General features: G+C 43.3%; 22 protein-coding genes and 1 riboswitch. Of the genes, 8 read left to right on the top strand and 14 right to left on the bottom strand.

The genetic code is table 11. From position 1 onward, the window contains the following. Positions 1 to 281: 281 nt before the first annotated feature. Entirely contained in the window at positions 282 to 671 is a 390-nt protein-coding gene (locus FTU03_RS09620; protein WP_179992826.1) for a hypothetical protein, read from the top strand. 69 nt (positions 672 to 740) lie between these two features. On the opposite strand, the gene FTU03_RS09615 is transcribed toward FTU03_RS09620, so the two are convergent. The 6 genes from FTU03_RS09615 to rpoD form a co-directional block, all read right to left on the bottom strand. Next, positions 741 to 2,129: an APC family permease gene (locus FTU03_RS09615; protein ID WP_004784881.1), complete on the bottom strand. Its 1,389-nt coding sequence runs from the start codon at positions 2,127 to 2,129 to the stop codon at positions 741 to 743. A gap of 264 nt (positions 2,130 to 2,393) precedes the next feature. Continuing rightward, entirely contained in the window at positions 2,394 to 3,578 is a 1,185-nt protein-coding gene (locus FTU03_RS09610) for an iron-containing alcohol dehydrogenase (RefSeq protein WP_034170151.1), read from the bottom strand. 1 nt (position 3,579) lies between these two features. Beyond that, on the bottom strand, positions 3,580 to 4,113 hold the full coding sequence (locus tag FTU03_RS09605) for a hypothetical protein (protein ID WP_159123447.1): 534 nt from the start codon (positions 4,111 to 4,113) through the stop codon (positions 3,580 to 3,582). Between the two features lie 74 nt (positions 4,114 to 4,187). Further along, positions 4,188 to 4,847 carry a lipoyl(octanoyl) transferase LipB gene (gene lipB, locus FTU03_RS09600; RefSeq protein WP_159123448.1) on the bottom strand — a complete coding sequence of 220 codons (660 nt, stop codon included), beginning with the start codon at positions 4,845 to 4,847 and terminating at the stop codon, positions 4,188 to 4,190. A gap of 163 nt (positions 4,848 to 5,010) precedes the next feature. Beyond that, entirely contained in the window at positions 5,011 to 5,298 is a 288-nt protein-coding gene (locus FTU03_RS09595; RefSeq protein ID WP_004784874.1) for a YbeD family protein, read from the bottom strand. Positions 5,299 to 5,405: 107 nt separating this feature from the next. Beyond that, complete coding sequence (gene rpoD, locus FTU03_RS09590) at positions 5,406 to 7,292, bottom strand: RNA polymerase sigma factor RpoD (RefSeq protein ID WP_004784872.1); 1,887 nt, start codon at positions 7,290 to 7,292, stop codon at positions 5,406 to 5,408. Positions 7,293 to 7,665: 373 nt separating this feature from the next. Between rpoD and FTU03_RS09585 the strand changes: the two genes are divergently transcribed. After that, positions 7,666 to 7,872 (top strand): PA3496 family putative envelope integrity protein, encoded by a 207-nt coding sequence (locus tag FTU03_RS09585; protein ID WP_004784869.1) that lies wholly within the window; start codon positions 7,666 to 7,668, stop codon positions 7,870 to 7,872. A gap of 71 nt (positions 7,873 to 7,943) precedes the next feature. Then, positions 7,944 to 8,468, top strand: a complete 525-nt coding sequence (locus FTU03_RS09580) for a YecA family protein (protein ID WP_004784868.1) — start codon at positions 7,944 to 7,946, stop codon at positions 8,466 to 8,468. A gap of 87 nt (positions 8,469 to 8,555) precedes the next feature. Here the strand turns inward: FTU03_RS09580 and FTU03_RS09575 are convergent, their stop codons facing one another. From FTU03_RS09575 to FTU03_RS09560, 4 genes are all read right to left on the bottom strand, one after another. Beyond that, a complete protein-coding gene (locus FTU03_RS09575; RefSeq protein WP_179992825.1) occupies positions 8,556 to 8,984 on the bottom strand; it encodes an ABZJ_00895 family protein in 429 nt (142 codons plus the stop codon). A 29-nt stretch (positions 8,985 to 9,013) separates the two neighbouring features. Next, positions 9,014 to 9,631 (bottom strand): DedA family protein, encoded by a 618-nt coding sequence (locus FTU03_RS09570; RefSeq protein ID WP_159123451.1) that lies wholly within the window; start codon positions 9,629 to 9,631, stop codon positions 9,014 to 9,016. Between the two features lie 88 nt (positions 9,632 to 9,719). Then, positions 9,720 to 9,998, bottom strand: coding sequence for an FUSC family protein (locus FTU03_RS09565; RefSeq protein WP_159123452.1), 279 nt, complete (start codon positions 9,996 to 9,998; stop codon positions 9,720 to 9,722). A 206-nt stretch (positions 9,999 to 10,204) separates the two neighbouring features. After that, on the bottom strand, positions 10,205 to 11,137 hold the full coding sequence (locus tag FTU03_RS09560; RefSeq protein WP_004784858.1) for a rhodanese-related sulfurtransferase: 933 nt from the start codon (positions 11,135 to 11,137) through the stop codon (positions 10,205 to 10,207). Positions 11,138 to 11,193: 56 nt separating this feature from the next. Between FTU03_RS09560 and FTU03_RS16210 the strand changes: the two genes are divergently transcribed. The 3 genes from FTU03_RS16210 to FTU03_RS09550 are packed head-to-tail and all read left to right on the top strand — an operon-like array spanning position 11,194 to position 12,468. Then, entirely contained in the window at positions 11,194 to 11,322 is a 129-nt protein-coding gene (locus tag FTU03_RS16210; RefSeq protein ID WP_257218376.1) for a hypothetical protein, read from the top strand. Between the two features lie 3 nt (positions 11,323 to 11,325). Beyond that, a complete protein-coding gene (locus FTU03_RS09555; RefSeq protein WP_179992824.1) occupies positions 11,326 to 11,811 on the top strand; it encodes a DUF1289 domain-containing protein in 486 nt (161 codons plus the stop codon). Positions 11,812 to 11,856: 45 nt separating this feature from the next. Further along, positions 11,857 to 12,468 carry a LysE family translocator gene (locus tag FTU03_RS09550; RefSeq protein ID WP_179992823.1) on the top strand — a complete coding sequence of 204 codons (612 nt, stop codon included), beginning with the start codon at positions 11,857 to 11,859 and terminating at the stop codon, positions 12,466 to 12,468. Positions 12,469 to 12,532: 64 nt separating this feature from the next. On the opposite strand, the gene ribB is transcribed toward FTU03_RS09550, so the two are convergent. Next, positions 12,533 to 13,192, bottom strand: coding sequence for a 3,4-dihydroxy-2-butanone-4-phosphate synthase (ribB, locus tag FTU03_RS09545; RefSeq protein ID WP_179992822.1), 660 nt, complete (start codon positions 13,190 to 13,192; stop codon positions 12,533 to 12,535). Positions 13,193 to 13,298: 106 nt separating this feature from the next. Next, positions 13,299 to 13,455, bottom strand: a riboswitch (FMN riboswitch). 171 nt (positions 13,456 to 13,626) lie between these two features. Here ribB and FTU03_RS09540 point away from each other — a divergent pair. Beyond that, complete coding sequence (locus FTU03_RS09540; protein ID WP_179992821.1) at positions 13,627 to 15,435, top strand: DUF2157 domain-containing protein; 1,809 nt, start codon at positions 13,627 to 13,629, stop codon at positions 15,433 to 15,435. Further along, positions 15,432 to 15,995 (top strand): GDYXXLXY domain-containing protein, encoded by a 564-nt coding sequence (locus tag FTU03_RS09535; protein ID WP_159123458.1) that lies wholly within the window; start codon positions 15,432 to 15,434, stop codon positions 15,993 to 15,995. Before FTU03_RS09540 ends, FTU03_RS09535 begins: the two co-directional genes overlap by 4 nt. A gap of 67 nt (positions 15,996 to 16,062) precedes the next feature. Here FTU03_RS09535 and panD read toward each other — a convergent pair whose 3' ends face one another. The 3 genes from panD to rplY all read right to left on the bottom strand — a co-directional run bounded on the left by panD (position 16,063) and on the right by rplY (position 17,484). Continuing rightward, positions 16,063 to 16,443 carry an aspartate 1-decarboxylase gene (gene panD / locus FTU03_RS09530; protein WP_004784844.1) on the bottom strand — a complete coding sequence of 127 codons (381 nt, stop codon included), beginning with the start codon at positions 16,441 to 16,443 and terminating at the stop codon, positions 16,063 to 16,065. Between the two features lie 143 nt (positions 16,444 to 16,586). Beyond that, positions 16,587 to 17,168, bottom strand: coding sequence for an aminoacyl-tRNA hydrolase (gene pth / locus FTU03_RS09525; protein ID WP_005236857.1), 582 nt, complete (start codon positions 17,166 to 17,168; stop codon positions 16,587 to 16,589). A 19-nt stretch (positions 17,169 to 17,187) separates the two neighbouring features. Then, positions 17,188 to 17,484: a 50S ribosomal protein L25 gene (gene rplY, locus FTU03_RS09520; RefSeq protein WP_004784841.1), complete on the bottom strand. Its 297-nt coding sequence runs from the start codon at positions 17,482 to 17,484 to the stop codon at positions 17,188 to 17,190. Positions 17,485 to 17,502 lie beyond the last annotated feature (18 nt).

The raw sequence follows: 17,502 nt of genomic DNA, 5'->3' as shown, positions 1-17,502 counted from the left end.
AATTCAAGTGAATTTGTTTGAAAGAAGAACTTTAAAAGCTTTATTTTCACCCGATAAAATACCCATAAAACAAGAGGAAGCTCATTTGAGCTTCCTCTTGTGAAAAATTGTGGGACAGCAATGGCCTAAGGGCAGCTTTTTTATTTTATGTAACAGATGCAGGTACATATTTGTTCTTTCAGGTAATCTAGCAGATAAGCTCTTGAGAATGTAGAAAAAAGGAACAAGATGTGAAAATAGGATGGATTCTAGCAGGATGTAGTACGTTATTGCTGGCTAGCATGATGACACAGGCTCAAGAAGCGCCACAGCAATCAGTATCATCACAAGATACAGTTCAGCCCATTACTCAGGAAGAAATCCGTCAGGGACTGGCAGCGATGCAACAGCGCTTAAATGGCCGCATTGAGCAATGGGGTAAAACCCTCAGCCGTGATGATTTCGAGTGGACCTGGCGTGGACGTCAGATGAAACCAGCCAAACGTCAGGAAGTTTGTGATATTTTTCAGGGCGTGGTGAATGAAATGTATCAAATGGCAGTGAAAAACAAGGCTCGACTCAGTCCGGAAGATCAGAAACTATTATCCAATCGTGATCTGTTTATTGAAAAACTGGGCTTTCAGAATAACCGGGTAAATACCCAGATGGGTTTTGATTGTCGCCTACAATAAGCTCAGTCTATTATCCAAGAAAATAAAAAAAGGCGCATAAAGCGCCTTTTTAGGTATGAACAATATCGATTATTCAAACTCGTTATGTTGTGGAGCAGGGTGCTTAAAGCCCTTGGTTTTATAACCCAGGTACAAAATACCGAACATCGCCCACCATAAACCGTATTTCAGTGCAGTTTCTTCAATTTCCAACCACATCGCAAAGATACTGATAAAACCAAGCATCGGGATGACCACAAAGCTGAAAATATCTTTCGCAGTTTTAGTACGGCCATCACGCAGTGCATAACGTGAAATTACTGACAGGTTCACGAATGTAAACGCAGTCAAGGCACCGAAGCTGATCATCGAAATCACGATATCCAGATCCATGAAGCCAGCAGTTAAGGCCACTGCACCTACAATCAGAATGTTGTAGTTTGGCGTATAGCTTTTCGGACTGATATGACCAAAGATTTTCTTGTTGATCACGCCATCACGACCCATGACATACATCAGACGAGATACACCTGCGTGAGCAGAGATACCAGACGCCATTACGGTAATGATCGCAAAAGTCAGAACATAAGACTGGAACAGTGAGCCGCCGACAAGAAGCAGAATTTCTGGCTGAGTTTCAGCAATATTCTTGAAGTAAGAACCCGGTGTAGATGGGAAGTATAGCTGCATGAAGTAAGTACTGATAATGAAAATCACACCAGCGATTAAAGCAGTCAAGAAAATCGCTTTAGGCAAGGTGTTTTCAGTATCTTTGGTTTCTTCTGCCAGGGAACTTAAAGAGTCAAAACCAGTGAATGAGAAGCACAGTAAGGTCGCACCAGTAATCAGGGCGCCTACCGAAGTCAGTTCATTCCAGAACGGTTCAAGACTCCAAAGCTGGTAACGCTGTTCAGCTGTAATCGGACCATCAGCATTGAAACCGGCCTGCAGTTTGGTAAAGACCATCCAGGTAAAGATACCGATCACCAGTAACTGTACCAGTACGATCAAACTGTTAAAGTTTGCCACGAAGCGTGCACCGCGCAGGTTTACCCCGGTCATGAAGGCAGTCAGCACGATTACCCAGACCCAGTGGTTCACATCAGGAAACAGTGCTTCAAGATAGATCACTGCCAGGATGATGTTCACCATTGGTGATAACAGATAATCCAGCCAGGAAGACCAGCCCACCATGAAGCCAATATTTGGGTGAATCGATTTTTGGGCATAGGTATAGGCCGAACCCGAAGAAGGGTAGCGGCGAATCATGTGACCATAGCTGATCGATGTAAACAAAATTGCAATCAGGGCAATGATGTAAGAAGTAGGAACATGCAAATGACTTTCTTCAGATACCAAACCAAAAGTATCAAATAAGGTCATTGGTTGAATGTAAGCTAAACCAATAATAATGATGTGCCAGAGCCCTAGCGTTTTTTGCAGTTTAGCTGCCGATTGAGTCCCAGAGAAATTTGTCAACGGCGTTATCCTCTTAATCGTTGATCAAGGATCAGTCATATTTAATAAGGATCGTTTGAGACGAACGATCCCCCCTACAATTTTCTATAAAAGCGCGCCAATCTACTTTAAAATTACGGCTTTTACTAGCTATTTTTTGAATTTAGGCCTGCACGAAATGTGCCATTCGAAGCAAAAAACGGCGATTTCCTGCAAGATAAAAGCCCGATGTCTAAAAAAACATCAGGCTTAAATTTTTCGCTATATTGGCTTATTTTTCAGTAATTACCAAGCCTTTTTTAAGATAGATTTCAAATCTTCCAAACTGGCTTCTTTTGGGTTGTAAATGATGGAACCATCATTTAATGCTTTTTCAGCAACTTCATCCAGCTGTGCTTCAGAAATCTTACCTGTTTCACTTAATGTGCGCGGTAATTTGGTCAAGCTATAGATTCGATCACGCATGGTTAAAATTGTAGCAATGGTCTTGTCTGCACGTAAGTGTGCTGGTGTTTGTGCATAGATGTCTGCACCCGCCAATGGCAGCAGCAGCTCGGCAATCTTGTCGCCATTCACTTCCTTGTTGTATTCCAGTACATAAGGCAGGAAGAGGTTCATACATAGGCCATGCGGCAAATGCGCGACTGCACCTAGAGCATGGCCAAGCGAGTGCACCAGACCCACCATTGAATTGGAGAAGGCAATACCAGCCATGGTAGAGGCCTGAGCCAGCTCCAGACGACCTTGGGCATCAGTTGGGTTGTCGAGTACGTTAAACAGGTTGGCACTGACTTTTTTCACGGCAGCTGTGGCATAGGCATCGGAAATTGGATTGGCTGCCATACAGGTATAAGCTTCTACAGCATGTGTCATCGCATCCATGGCTGTCATGGCAGTCAGATGCGGTGGCAGGGTCTGAGTCATACGTGGATCCAGAATCGCTGCATGCGGCATCAGATAATAAGATGCGAATGGCATTTTCACATTCTTTTCGGTATCCGATACCACAGCAACCATGGTCACTTCAGAACCGGTACCAGAAGTCGTAGGAATTACGAAAAATGGCTTCAGCGGTTTAGGCAGGTTATGCGCACCAGAATATTTGAGTAAGTCGTCACCACCTTCAGAGACCAAAATATTGGTCGCTTTTGAGGTATCAATCACTGAACCGCCGCCAACAGCAATAATGGCATCGCAATCATGATCACGATAAAGCTGTGCTGCGCTGCGCACTGTACCTAAACTGGAATCTGGCGGTACATCATCGAAAATCGCTGCAATTTTGGCATCGGTCGATTCAAAAGCAGCTTCAATCGGCGCCAGCAGGTTATTGGCACGTACACCTTTATCGGTAATGATCAGTGGACGTTTGGCACCTAAAGTGGCCAATTCAAAAGGAATGTGTTCTAACGCGGCATGACCAGCAATTACTTTGACTGGGCAGAAAAATTCATAATAAGGTTTTGCCATGTTATACACTCCGTTTCAAATAAGATTGAGCGACTTTTAAGTAGATGCTGCTCGCTTCCATGATTTTATCTTTGAGTCCCAGATTATTCGGGTATTCTTTTACTGCCAGTTGCGCCACCATTTTCGGCAAGATCAGCGCTTCCATTTTGTTCAGGCAACGTACCAGACGGATCGCATAGGAAATATCACCATCGGCAATCATGCGGTCATTGGCAAAGGCCTGAGACGTGCTTTCCTGAAAGGAAAACACCAGAAAGGCATGATGCAGATGCTTAAAGGTAATGGTCAGGTCTGGCTTGATATTGCTTTCTTTGACCAGTTCCAGCTGATGTTGTTCCGTGACCCGGGCAACGAAGGCCGGGCCATGTGGAAAAACATTCATTGAAAGCCTAAAATTGGCGGGAAACTGGGCAACTTCCTGTTTGATTTCTGGGTCTACCTGACTTGCCATGACCAGGCCACGGCCAATGATATCCATCATCAGTTTGACATAGGCAAGCTGCAAAGCGGGTTTTACGGATTTTGTCGCAATCACGTGATGATCCCTATCTTGATATTATTGGTTTAGAGTAATTACTCTAATTTATTTATTGTTAAAATGCAAAGGCTTTATCTTTGCTCGACGTTCACCTGCTTAAAGTAACCGCTGCTGCTTAAAGTTTCAATAATTTCAACACACAAGTCATTAAACTTTGGCGGGTTGCTGACGAGGTCATTAATTCGCACCATTTCCAGGCCTGCATAGCCGCACGGGTTGATGGTATGGAAACCAGTCAGGTCGCAATCAATATTTAAAGATAAGCCATGATAGCTACGGCCTTTACGGATTTTAAAGCCGAGAGAACCAATTTTACGTTCATTCACATAGACGCCCGGAGCATCGGGTTTGGCATAGGCTTCAATCTCATGCTTTTTAAGTAGTTCAATCATCAGGTTTTCGGCATAAGACACCAATGTACGGACATTCCAGCCCAGACGGTTCAGGTCAAACATAAAGTATGCGACGAGCTGACCAGGACCATGCCAAGTGACTTGACCACCACGGTCGGTTTGAATGACAGGAATATCAGTTGGAATCAGGATATGTTCCGGTTTACCGGCCTGACCTTGGGTCAGTACATCATGGTGCTGCAAAATCCATAACTCATCAGGCGTATTTTCATCACGGTTTTCCGTGAAGCTTTTCATTTCCAGAAAACGGTCTTCGTAGGGAGTCAGGTTATTATATTGACGGATAATCAGGGAGGGTTTTTGAACCGCAGCTGTCACAGTGTGCGTCCTTAGAAAATTAAATCATACTGCAAATAATTATAATGATTTCAGCAATAGATAGGGGAGAGATTCGTAGTAATTGTTGGTGAGCTAGTCACACACATAAAAAACACGCCCGAAAGCGTGTTTTTTAATTTGCCAAGGTTGGAGCAGAATAATCTTAAAGTGCAGTCTTGATTAGTGGGCAAGCTGCAAGATCAGCATATACGGCATGCACCTGTTCCAGTTCAAGGAAGCGTAGCTGAGCAGTGATCGAATGATATTTACCAGTACGGGATGGAGTGATGCTTACGCTATCGCCATCAAAGTCAGGAAAATGTTTGGTGAAAATCTCAACGACCGCATTCAGCAGTTCTTCACCTGCAAGGCCAATGAGTTTGATTGGGTAATCCATTGGAAAAACCCAAAGATCTTCGCGGAGTTCACGAGATGGTGTACGGTCTAACATGTAGTCCCCCTATTCGAAACGCCTGCATAGCGCAGGCGTTTGGGTGTATTGCAATACAAAATGGAGACGAGAGATGAAATTTCAAGTCTCCAAAATTGTATTAAATCTTAATCATTTTCCAGGAATGAACGCAGGTGTTCAGAACGGGAAGGGTGACGTAACTTACGCAGTGCTTTCGCTTCAATCTGACGGATACGTTCGCGGGTTACATCGAACTGTTTACCGACTTCTTCTAAAGTATGATCCGTTGGCATGTCGATACCGAAACGCATTTTCAGGACTTTCGCTTCACGTTCAGTCAGGTTTTCCAGCACTTCGCGAGTCGCTTCTTTCAAGCCTTCTGAAGTTGCAGCATCCACTGGTGAAGTGATGTTGCTGTCTTCAATGAAGTCACCCAAATGCGAATCTTCATCATCACCGATCGGTGTTTCCATCGAAATCGGTTCTTTAGCGATTTTCAGTACTTTACGAACCTTCACTTCGTCCATTTCCAGACGTTCGCCTAGTTCTTCCGGAGTCGGTTCACGACCCATTTCCTGAAGCAATTGACGAGATACACGGTTGATCTTGTTAATCGTTTCAATCATGTGTACTGGAATACGAATGGTACGTGCCTGATCCGCGATTGAACGGGTAATTGCCTGACGAATCCACCAGGTTGCATAAGTCGAGAACTTGTAACCACGACGGTATTCAAATTTGTCTACCGCTTTCATCAGACCGATGTTACCTTCCTGAATCAGATCTAAGAACTGCAGACCACGGTTGGTATATTTCTTCGCGATCGAAATCACCAGACGTAAGTTTGCTTCAACCATCTCTTTCTTGGCACGACGCGCTTTCGCTTCACCGACTGCCATACGTTTGGCAATGTCTTTGATGTCACGAACTTTAAGATCAAGGTCTTTTTCGATATCTGCGATTTTTTGCTGGAAGGCCAATACGTCAGGACGTACTTTTTCCAGATAAGCTTTCTGATCAGCAGTCGCTTTCGCAATTTGCTCATCTAACCAGGCTGGATTCGATTCCTGACCCGGGAAAGTAGTACGGAACTGGGTACGGTCCATACGGCCACGACGGACGGCATAACGCATCACTTCACGTTCTGCACCACGGATCTGGTCATGTGTGCCACGAATCATTTCAGAAATGATATCGAACAGACGCGGCGTGAACTTGAACATCATGAACACAGTAGCAAGCGCTTGAAGTGCTTCTTCTGCTTCTTTGCTGTTACGGCCGTGTTTTTCCAGTACCGCTTTGGTATTTTTCCAGGCATCGGAAAGTTCGGCAAAACGAACTTTGGCAATTTCTGGATCTGGGCCTGAGTCACCTTCAGAATCGTCATCGCTATCAGACTCTTCATCTTCCTCGTCATCATCCAGTTTTACATCTTTGGTTGACTTGGTCGTTGCTTCTTCGTCTTCTTCGATTTCAGCGACTTCTTCCAGGACTTCTGGAATTTCTTCATCTGATTCAGGGTCTAAATAACCTGACAGAATGTCAGCAAGGCGGCGTTCGCCAGCTTCATAATCTTTGTATTCTTGTAGTACAACTTCTACAGCATTCGGCCAGTAAGCAATAGAGTGAAGAACGTCACGGATCCCTTCTTCAATGCGTTTTGCAATGCTAATTTCGCCTTCACGCGTTAAAAGTTCAACGGTACCCATTTCACGCATGTACATACGTACAGGGTCAGTCGTACGACCTGGTTCGTTTTCTACAGATGCAAGTACAGCCGCAGCTTCTTCTTCTGCAACTTCATCAGCAGCTTCTGCAGTATCCTCGAACATTGCATCATCAGATTCAGGCGCACGATCATGGACAGGAATACCCACATCATTCAGCATTTGAATGATGTCTTCAATCTGTTCGCTTTCTGTGATGGAGTCCGGGAGATGATCGTTAACCTCAGCGAAGGTTAAGTAACCTTGTTCTTTGCCTCGGCTAATCAGAGCCGCTACTTGAGAAGTAGGGGAAGTCATATCGCTCATCTTTGCTTACTCTTCGTTGAATCTGTGGCAGTGAAAAACCGTGCATGATAGCACAATTCACCTGAAATAGTTTTGGAATTGATCAGTCAAGCATGATTTTATAAATATGTTTGAATAACAATTGAATATCGATATTGGGTCTAAGTTTATCTTTTCAAGTGTATTTCCCAATCTAATTTTAAAAACGTCCCTCATCCATGGGATAAAAAGCGTTCACTATCTAACCAGCTAATAAATACACAATTATGCTGTAGAAAAACAAGAGCTAACTAGTATAAACATACAAAATATATAAATAAAACTTGACAAGTTTTTAAAGGCAAGATAAATAGCGCCTAGACCCATTTACATTTTTCACTACGAGGTAGTTTTAGTGTCTTCGACAGATTTTGAACTAGATGATAGCTACGGTGATGATGATGTTAATTTCGATGAGGCATCGAGTAAGCTAAGTGCGAAAGAGTCGTTGGAAAAACGTCGTCTGATTGATGATCTGCTCTCGCAACGCCGCCTGGAACGCGAACTCAAAGATTTTGATTATGACTTCGACGATGATGACGACTTTGACGACGAAGATTAACGAATTCAGATTTAGCATAGCCTGAATAAATGCTATGCTAATCCTTTCGGTTTTCTAAGTTTGGATGTTAAATGAGTGCTTTAGATTTAGACCTGTTGAGTGAATATCTGGATGGCGACCAAAATGAGTATGGTCTGGATTTTGCGGCAACTCATGGTTTCTTATGTGCTATTGCAGTAGGCCCGCAATTTGACAAATGGATGGATGAACTTTTTGAAGGCAACCAGAAAAAAGTGCCTGCAGAAATCATCAATCAGGTTAAAGCATGGTTAGAGTCAATCCGTCAAAGCTTGGCCAATGAAGAAGGGATCACTTTCCCGTTTGAAATTGAAGAAGCAGATACCGAATCAAGTCTAGGTGACTGGAGCGTGGGCTTTGTAGATGCCATGTTCCTGAACGAAGAAGCCTGGTTTACAGAAGAATTTGAAGAACAGTTGGTCGATTTAACGCTGCCAATTATGGTATTCAGTGGCATCGATGAAGAAGATCCGCAAATGGAATCTTTCCGTCGCAATGGCCAGTTAATGGATGAGCTTGCAGAAGAGATTCCAGAAAACTTGAATGAATTATATCTGATGTACCACACACCAGAATAAGTCATGCGCCGCCATGAAAAAGCACCGTCAGGTGCTTTTTTTAGCTCAGGTGTTTTGTACAACGTTTGGACTAGTGGATGATTTAATCTAAGGTTTGTGATCAGCACCGGTACGCTTGCTCAAGCTGTAACGCGCATAGCCATTGTAGGCGATATGGAACAGCAAGGCATGTAAAGCAATACTTGCAGCTACCAGAAACGAATTTGGCCCGCGTCCTGTATAGGCCATCCTTCTATAGATTTCCTCCGTCTGCGGATGCAGCCAGATGACTATAAACAAAAAGATAAATCCGAAGGTCATGGCAATAATCGTGGAACCCCAGACCAGTCTGCTTTTCTCTTCCTGGGTGGGTAGTCGGAGTTCTTTTTTTACAAAGTACCGGGCGCTGAGAAAGGCGGAGGCAATCAGGGCAGGAATCAGCAGAATGGCGCCCAGATTGAACACGTAGATGAGTATGCCGACTATTAAGACCAGAGTTAGATAAACGGTGGCAAAATATTTAGGATAGTGCGACATCGTTTTAGCCTCCTTATGCTGAGGTCTCTTCAGGATGGACGATTTTTACGTTGATGTCTACGGTATAAAACCCAGCCCATGATGATCACGACAATCGCAATAATCACATAACTGACCTGACTGAAGATTTTGTGCATCAATTCCTGATTTTCACCAAAATAAAAACCGACACAGGCCAGGAACGTGGTCCAGATAACAGTACCTAGTCCACTATAGAACATGAATTTCCAGAAAGGCATATGGCTCATGCCAGCCGGGATACTGATGAGGGAACGTACTGCCGGAACCATCCGGCCAAAGAATACAATCCGGTGTCCATACTGCTCGAACCATTCCAGAGATTTTTTCACGTCTTCAGATTTGATAAACAAGAATTTTCCATATCGGTCTATGAATCTGAAAATACTGTCGTGGTTAAATTTATAGCCAATCCAATAGAGCAATGCCGCTGCCAATAACGAACCGATACTGCCTGCAATAATGACTCCAACCAGCAGTAATTCTCCTTGAGATGCGGAATAGCCGGCAGAAGGCATAATAATTTCAGAGGGGATCGGGGGAAAGACATTGTCAAGAAACATGAGCAAGGCAATGCCCCAGTAGCCCAGCTGTTCCATGACAGAAATAATCCATTCAGTCAGATTCATAAAATTGGCAAAATAAAAAATACTGCTTGTATCCTAAGCAGTATTTTTAAGAGGGTAAAGTTAAGTTATATAAATGGCCAAGTGCGGATTAACTATGGGTTAAGGTATAAATGTAAACTTTACGTAAGCTGTAAGCCAGGCAAACTGGCAGAGCACTGAGCAGTAAATAGTGTGCTGCTGTAGCCTCAATATGGTAGCCAATAAACAGGGCAAGAATGGCACCAATGATAGTTCCCAAGATCACAATAAACAGATGTGATTCTGCTTCTAGCTCATCTGTCAGTTGGGTAATACGTTCCAGTTTTGTATTTTCTTTAGGTTGGAATCTAACAATATTATCTGGATCCCGAGCAAGTGAATTGGCCATTTTGTTTTCCTTTTCATTTAAAAAATTAATTAATAATGAAAGACTTATGGTAACAAAGTAATGTGATATAAAGACTATCAAGCTTAGCTGTAAAAATATGCTGTTCTTGGTAAGGGATTGGTAAGTTTTTTATTGCAGATGTAATGCTTATGTAAACAAAAAGCCCTCCGAAGAGGGCTTAGATATTTTTAGTTACAAAACTGGAATTAGAGACGTTTACGTTTTGCAGCCAGAATTTGCGATTGACGCATACGGAAACCTTCTTTTTGTTTCTCGGTAGTTTTATCGATGCAGTACACACAAGATACGCCGTGTTCATAACTTGGCAGCGCTGCCTCTTCAGGTGTTAATGGCCAGCCACACGCATGACATTTGGTATTTTGACCTTCTTCCACACCATGTGTAACTGCAGTACGGCCATCAAATACGAAACATTCACCTTCCCAAAGACTTTCTTCAGCTGGAGTTTCTTCTAGGTATTTCAGAATACCGCCTTTCAGGTGATACACCTCTTTAAAGCCTTCCTGAAGCAATAAAGAAGTTGATTTTTCACAACGAATACCACCGGTACAGAACATGGCAATTTTCTTATCCTTGTGCTGTTCCAGGTTCTTTTTCACATATTCAGGGAATTCACGGAAAGTTTCAGTTTTTGGATCGATTGCGCCTTTGAAGGTACCGGCTTTGTATTCGTAATCATTACGGGTATCAACCAGAATCACATCATCACGTGCAATCAGCTCGTTCCATTCTTTAGGATCAAGATAATGACCAACCAGATCACGTGGCTTAACCGGCACACCTAAAGTCACAATCTCTTTTTTCAGCTTGATCTTCATTTTACGGAATGGTTTGTCAGAGCTATGCGACTCTTTGTATTCCATTTCGTTGAAGCCTTCATCAAGCAGAAACTGATGTACTTTGTCGATGGCTTCACGGTTACCCGCAACAGTCCCGTTAATGCCTTCACCTGCCACAATTAGAGTACCGCAAAGGTTGATGGTTTTTACCAAGTCTAAAAGACGTTGTTGCAGACCCTCAGGATCTTGAACTTCTTTGAATTGATAAAGTGCGGCAACAACCCAACCAGTCGTCGCTTGCTGTTCTACAGGTGCAAGCTGTTCTACAGTAGCGTTCATGGAATACTCCAACGTAGCATGATAATTTGAAAGGCGCATATTTTAACGTGATTTGAATGAATAAGCGAGTAAAAGGCCGGGTTTTAACGGACTTCAAATCGATAGGGAGAGCGTGTATAGTCATGCCGACCCAGGATTTTGATGCAATGATGCAGATGCTGGAAGTTGCAGCACAGTTGGAGTAAGTTTTGAGTTCGGATCGTCGTATTGCATCTTTGACCCCTTGCGCAGGGCGTTGCTCAACCGTATTTGGTGATGCGGTCTGTCGTGGTTGCCGCCGTTTTAATCATGAAGTGATTCACTGGAATAGTTATAACGCAGATCAACATACTGCGGTCTGGCAGCGGCTGGATGCACAGCTAGATCAGATTTTGGTCCCGATGCTGCCGATGGCGAATCTGGCCAAAGTGGAAACATTTGTCTTGTCTAAACGGGTGCGTCTACGTGAAGATGCGACTAAAGGTCGTAAGCTTTACCATGCCTTAAAACTCTGTGAAAAGAATCGTCATTTTACTGATGAAAGCGGTTTAGGCATTCATTACAAACAGGTGCGCCCGCTTTGGGATGAATTCGAACGTCGGGTACTGGCACTCGCCAAAGCCAGTTATGACCTGGCTTTTTTACGGGCAGATGGGATCAGCCAGCATCTGATTCATATGCAGGAAGAGGACTAAGTCCTCTTTTTTATTTAGTAAAATCATGATAGCTAAGGAAATGGCATGAATATCAGTGAATATATTCTCTATTGTCTGGCCGTCGTTATCATGATTGCCACACCTGGGCCTGTGATGTTGCTGGTCGCTAGTGCTGGACTGAAAGGTGGCTATAAGCATGCTTTGCAGACCATTTTCGGGACGAATTTTGCTTCTCTGGTATTGATCACCTTATCTATTTTTAGCTTAAAAGGTTTATTGGTTATCAATGAAAACTGGCTGAATGGCATCAAGCTGCTTGGCTGTTTATATATTGCCTGGCTGGGAATCCAGATTTTCCGGGAAGTCTGGCAAGGGCAGGGTCCAACCAGTTCGCAAGGTTTGCAGCCAGTACAGGGAGGATTTCGAACCGGTTTTCTGGTGGGGATTTCCAATCCTAAGGATATTATTTTCTTTGCTGCGTTTTTCCCGCAGTTTATCGGCATTACTCCAAACTTAGATTCCAGCTTAGTGATTCTGACGATCAGCTGGATTGTGCTGGATTTTTTGACTCTGTCATTAGTTTATTTAGGCTTTCAACGCTTTGCTAAATCCAGGCTGTATCCTTATTTGCTTGGTTTGTGCGGTTTGATTTTATTAGTAGTCGCAGTCTATGGAATATTGTCTGTACTCATCTAAAAATATTTATATAAAATAAAAATCCCGGTCTTAAGCCGGGATTTTTTATCTTTAAATCTTATACTTATACATTGTGCTGCTGGCGGTAATGTGCTAGTTCATCAATGGTAATCACGGTCAGCTGATGCGTCTGCGCATAAGACAATACCTGAATACCAGAAGCCATGGTGCCATCTGGATTGGTCAGTTCACACAGAACCCCGGCAGGTTTCAGTCCAGCCAGACGTGCAAGATCAATCGTACCTTCGGTATGACCACGACGGGTCAGCACACCGCCTTCACGGGCACGTAAAGGGAAGACATGCCCTGGGCGATTCAGGTCACTGGCGACAGCGCCGTCTTTAATGGCTGCTTTAATCGTGGTGGTACGGTCTTTGGCAGATACACCAGTCGTCACACCTTCCGCAGCTTCAATGGTGACAGTAAATGCAGTTTTAAACTGACTAGAGTTATCCTGCACCATAGGTGGCAGTTCTAAATGATTGGCCAGTTCATCAGTCAGACATAGGCACACAATACCGGAACCATCACGAATCATACGAGCCATGGTTTCTACAGTCAAAGTCTCTGCTGCAATGATGAGGTCGGCTTCATTCTCGCGGTCAAAGTCATCCATCACCAGAACAGGTCTGCCTTGGCGGATGTCTTCGAGTGCTTGTTGGATGCGCTGTTCAGCGGGAGCTAAAGCGGAAAAGAAAATTTCGGGTTGAATCAAACTTGACATTGAAACGCTCACGTAAAGTAAAAGTACGATTGAACATTTCAGGACATAGTGAAAATAGGCTTATAGCAAAACAGTTTCATGCCAGGCATAAAACAGGGTGTACTGCTTTCGTCTTCTTTCATCCGGACTATACCGTCGGCTCTGGATTTGCACCAGATCTGCAGATCAATCGAAATTGACCGCTCGTGGGCTGATTTAGGAATAGAGATTTACTACCCTGAAATTACCACCGGTGGGGAATCTCACCCCGCCCTGAAGCGATGTAGGGCCATTATAGTCCTGATTTTTAAAAGATGGGATAGTTTGGCCAGTCACGAATTTGCAGAATTTCAGATAAGCAAAACAGATTATCTGAATTACTACAGTCCTTTAGCAAAAAACTGGAAACATGTTATGTTGCTATTAACAATAGAAATTGATCAATCATTCTGACAATGAAGAAAACCGAGCTGATCCATAATAATCCATTTTCTCCCTTGCTGTTTTGTGATGCAAAGGTTTTGCGTTATCTCAATATTTTGGGCGTTGCGCTGATTGCAGTCAGTTTGCTGTATTTAATGGCTGCGAACTGGTGGATGCTACCGAATCAGGTACAGTTAGCAATTCCAATGCTGGTTTTACTCTGTAGTGCAATAGCCAGCATTTACTTTAATCAGCGGGAATGGATCAGACAGAGTCTGGATACTGTATCTGGCCTGACGCTGGGCTTAAGTCTGGTGGTGATTGGGCAGATCTATCAGACTGGTGCGGATAGTTATCAGTTATTTCTGCTCTGGGCCGTATTGCTGTTGCCGTGGCTATATCGACCAAATATCGGGGTTTTTGCCATGCTTTGTGTGGTCAGTCAGCTTGCATTGTATTTTTACTTTAAGCAAAGTTTCTGGATGATACGGGCAGAAGGGTTGTATTTATTGACTTTGAACCTACTGACAGCCATCAGCTTTGCCTTTGCCATACGTTATTATCTGCTGCTGCGGTACCTGTTTATTGCACTCATTATCATGATTTCGATCAGCAGCATGATGCAGTTTACCCATCATTTTCAGCTGATCTATCTGGCTTCTTCAGTTGTTCTGCCAGCAGGTGCTGCATTTTATTTTTATCGTAAGCATCAGGCACTAGAAACCATTTTACTGATTGCAGGCTTGGCTGCCAGTTTGAGCCTATGGCTATTTGAACTGTTGGACGATCGGCTTACCAATTCAGCAGCGGGCTTATTTATCTTGGCAATGCTGATCTTTGGCTGGTTTGCGCTGATCAGTTTTGCCCTAAAGAAAATTTTTCCACAAACCAAATTCTCCGTCATTCCTTTGGCACTTGGTGCATGGATAGCTGGAATTATTCTGGCAGTCTTATTACTGACCTATTGGAAAGCAGTTTCAATTGTTTTAGGTCTCATTTTTATTGGCATCGCTTGGAAATTATTAAGTCAAAAGAATTCCATATTTTTACGTCAGTTTGCCTATTGTCTTTGGGTTTGCGGGCAAGCTGCAGTATTAATTCATACGGAATTGCTCACCGATAGTCTGTTTATAGTATGGTTGTTGCAATTAATGATGCTGGCTCTGACTGTGATCAAACGGATGCACTGGTTTATTCTGACCTTACAGCTGCTGATTACACATGCTTTAGCAATAGTCGTTCTCGCCTTAGAAAATTCCTTTAAACATGATGATATCGTAATCACGCTTGCCCTAAGCTTGAACTATGTCATTTTTATCGGGCTATTCCTAACTGCTAGATATTGGCAGTCCTCAATTTATCAGAAAAGTATTCTGCTCTGGATCATCGCTATGCTGACAGGTTCAGCCGTGATTCATTCTGTGACTGGATTAGAGCATTGGCAGCGCATCGGGCAGATCAGCTTTGACCACGTTCTGCTGTTTTATGTTCTTCCGAGCTTATTGTTGCTTGGTTTTATTTGGCAAAACTGGCAGCAATTTTATGAAAAATTGCTCTGGCTGATTCCTGTATTTGGCATCTTACTCATTCTGTTGGGCTATTTTGAGATTTTTATTATTATGCTGCTTATGGCGTGGGCAGTGGTCTATCAGCAACGACTTATACAGGCACTTACCATTTCATTGCTGATCTTCTGGCTATGGATGCTGTATTACAATCTGGGCTTAAGTTTTCTATTAAAAAGCATCAGTATCTTTGCTTCTGGGATACTGGTCTTGTTGCTGGCATATATGTTGAAGCAGTCATCAAAACTGCAACATGAGCAAGGAGAGGCAAGATGAAAAAGTTTCTTCCTTTGCATCTGGCTATTTTCAGTATTGCCTTATTTTGTGGATTGATTGCGCAACATGAATGGCATCTTCGAGATAGCCAAAGTATTTATGTGGAGCTGGCACCAGTAGATCCGCGATCAATTCTGCAAGGCGATTATATGGCGCTGAATTATGATCTGCATTTTAGTGCACTAGCAGCGGAGAATAGATCAGAACAATCAGAACCTAAAATCAGTATTCAAGATTTTGAAAACCAGTCCCGTGTACTAAGCTATGTACAGCTTGATGAGCAAAGAAGAGTTGTCAAAACCAGTTTTAATCGAAGTGCGCTGGATCAGCCACGCTCAGCGCGACTAATCCTGAAAAATCCACGGAATACCTTTGAAGGCTTATATCCGGCTGCCAACAGTTTTATGTTCGCTGAGGGACTTGAGCCTTGTTATCGTAATGCTAAATTCGCCGAATTAAAGCTAAAAGAAAATGGAGAAACTTTGTTGGCTGACCTGGTAGATCAAAATCTTAAGTCCTTAAACTGTGAGAACCGAAAAAGCTGGTGGCAGGGGCGTTAGTTTTATTTTAATCAGCCCATAAAAAAGCCCGCGAGAAGCGAGCTTTTGAGAATCTTGTTGAACCAGCTTAGGCAACCTGTACCGGAATGCAATTTGCAGTGTGATTCACAGTGTTATCCGGGTTGGCATAAACCAGACGTGGTTTATGAGCATTGGCTTCGGCTTCAGTGAAATCACCAAATGTTGCGATAATCACGATATCACCAACATCAGCCTGGTGCGCAGCACCACCATTCACAGAAATAATCCCTGAATTATCTTCACCACGAATGGCATAAGTAGTAAAACGCTTACCATTGGTCACGTTCCAAACATGAATTTCTTCGTATTCACGAATGCCAGCTAGATCCATCAAAACGCCATCAATTGCACATGAACCTTCATAGTGTAATTCTGCATGTGTAACAAAAGCGCGATGAATTTTGCATTTTAATAAACGAGATAGCATGGCTAGCGTCCCCTTAGTTGACCTAAGACTTTGATCTTATGGTTGAATCAATTTCTACGACACTGGATAAGTGGGTAGGCTTGCGCATTTTGCGCCTAAATGGCCAGCAAGGCAAGCGGAATTGTCCAGCAATTTATGAATGTTTAGTTCGGTTTATAAGCATTGATTTGATTCATTGCCTGTTGTACTTCACCGTTCACCAGCATTTTGGCGCGAGCAAGTGCATGGGCAATTGCATCGTCCATTAACTCTTGTTCACTGCTTGGTGCTTTACTCAGGACATGACCAGAAACACGGTCTTTAGAACCTGGGTGACCAATACCAATGCGTAGACGATGAAAGTTCGGACCGATATGCGGCACGATATCGCGTAAACCGTTATGTCCACCATGACCACCGCCAGTTTTCAGGCGAATAATGCCTGGATTCATATCCAGTTCATCATGGGCAATCAGGATTGATTCGGGTGCGATATTGTAGAATTTGGCGAAAGGAACAACACTTTTACCGGAAAGGTTCATGAATGTTGTAGGAAGAAGGAGACGGACGTCTTGACCTTCGATATTGCCACGACCGCTGAATCCATTGAATTTAGGGTCTTTTTTAAGGCTAATGCCATATTGATCTGCAAGGCGTTCTACAAACCAGAAGCCTGCATTATGGCGGGTTTGAGCATACTCAGAACCTGGGTTGCCCAAACCTACAATCAGTGAAATATTTGACACTAATCTACACCATTAACACTTATGCGCGTTTGAAGTCAGCGTGCATTGGAGTGTTTTTAGCTGGGTGACGTTGTAACGCTTGGATTTTAACGCTTTCAACTTTACCGTTTACATCAATTTCGATTACTTCTTCGAAGAATGAGTTGCTTTCTAAGAATTTAACAAGCTGACGAAGTTCAAGAGAAACAGCTACAGGAGCAGCTTCGCCACCATAGATGATCGCTGGAACTTTAGCAGCATGACGAAGGCGGCGGCTCGAACCTTTCCCTTGTTGTGCTACTTCACGTGCTTCTGCGTTTAATACGAAGTTTGCCATGATAGACATCCTATTTAA

Origin of the sequence: Acinetobacter sp. YH12046 (assembly GCF_013419905.1) — a bacterium.
Lineage (GTDB): Bacteria > Pseudomonadota > Gammaproteobacteria > Pseudomonadales > Moraxellaceae > Acinetobacter.
The sequence above is the reverse complement of the archived record's forward strand: the minus strand, read 5'-3'. Positions and strand labels throughout refer to the sequence as shown.

Excerpts from the sequence above, each read along its gene's own strand:
- FTU03_RS09560 (WP_004784858.1), bottom strand. The coding sequence starts at position 11,137 with ATGAACGCTACTGTAGAACAGCTTGCACCTGTAGAACAGCAAGCGACG.
- FTU03_RS09575 (WP_179992825.1), bottom strand. The coding sequence starts at position 8,984 with ATGTCGCACTATCCTAAATATTTTGCCACCGTTTATCTAACTCTGGTC.
- FTU03_RS16210 (WP_257218376.1), top strand. The coding sequence starts at position 11,194 with ATGAATAAGCGAGTAAAAGGCCGGGTTTTAACGGACTTCAAATCGATA.
- FTU03_RS09550 (WP_179992823.1), top strand. The coding sequence starts at position 11,857 with ATGAATATCAGTGAATATATTCTCTATTGTCTGGCCGTCGTTATCATG.
- FTU03_RS09595 (WP_004784874.1), bottom strand. The coding sequence starts at position 5,298 with ATGTTAGACCGTACACCATCTCGTGAACTCCGCGAAGATCTTTGGGTT.
- FTU03_RS09580 (WP_004784868.1), top strand. The coding sequence starts at position 7,944 with ATGAGTGCTTTAGATTTAGACCTGTTGAGTGAATATCTGGATGGCGAC.
- FTU03_RS09535 (WP_159123458.1), top strand. The coding sequence starts at position 15,432 with ATGAAAAAGTTTCTTCCTTTGCATCTGGCTATTTTCAGTATTGCCTTA.
- ribB (WP_179992822.1), bottom strand. The coding sequence starts at position 13,192 with ATGTCAAGTTTGATTCAACCCGAAATTTTCTTTTCCGCTTTAGCTCCC.
- FTU03_RS09540 (WP_179992821.1), top strand. The coding sequence starts at position 13,627 with ATGAAGAAAACCGAGCTGATCCATAATAATCCATTTTCTCCCTTGCTG.
- FTU03_RS09565 (WP_159123452.1), bottom strand. The coding sequence starts at position 9,998 with ATGGCCAATTCACTTGCTCGGGATCCAGATAATATTGTTAGATTCCAA.
- FTU03_RS09620 (WP_179992826.1), top strand. The coding sequence starts at position 282 with ATGATGACACAGGCTCAAGAAGCGCCACAGCAATCAGTATCATCACAA.
- rplY (WP_004784841.1), bottom strand. The coding sequence starts at position 17,484 with ATGGCAAACTTCGTATTAAACGCAGAAGCACGTGAAGTAGCACAACAA.
- panD (WP_004784844.1), bottom strand. The coding sequence starts at position 16,443 with ATGCTATCTCGTTTATTAAAATGCAAAATTCATCGCGCTTTTGTTACA.
- rpoD (WP_004784872.1), bottom strand. The coding sequence starts at position 7,292 with ATGAGCGATATGACTTCCCCTACTTCTCAAGTAGCGGCTCTGATTAGC.
- FTU03_RS09570 (WP_159123451.1), bottom strand. The coding sequence starts at position 9,631 with ATGAATCTGACTGAATGGATTATTTCTGTCATGGAACAGCTGGGCTAC.
- FTU03_RS09610 (WP_034170151.1), bottom strand. The coding sequence starts at position 3,578 with ATGGCAAAACCTTATTATGAATTTTTCTGCCCAGTCAAAGTAATTGCT.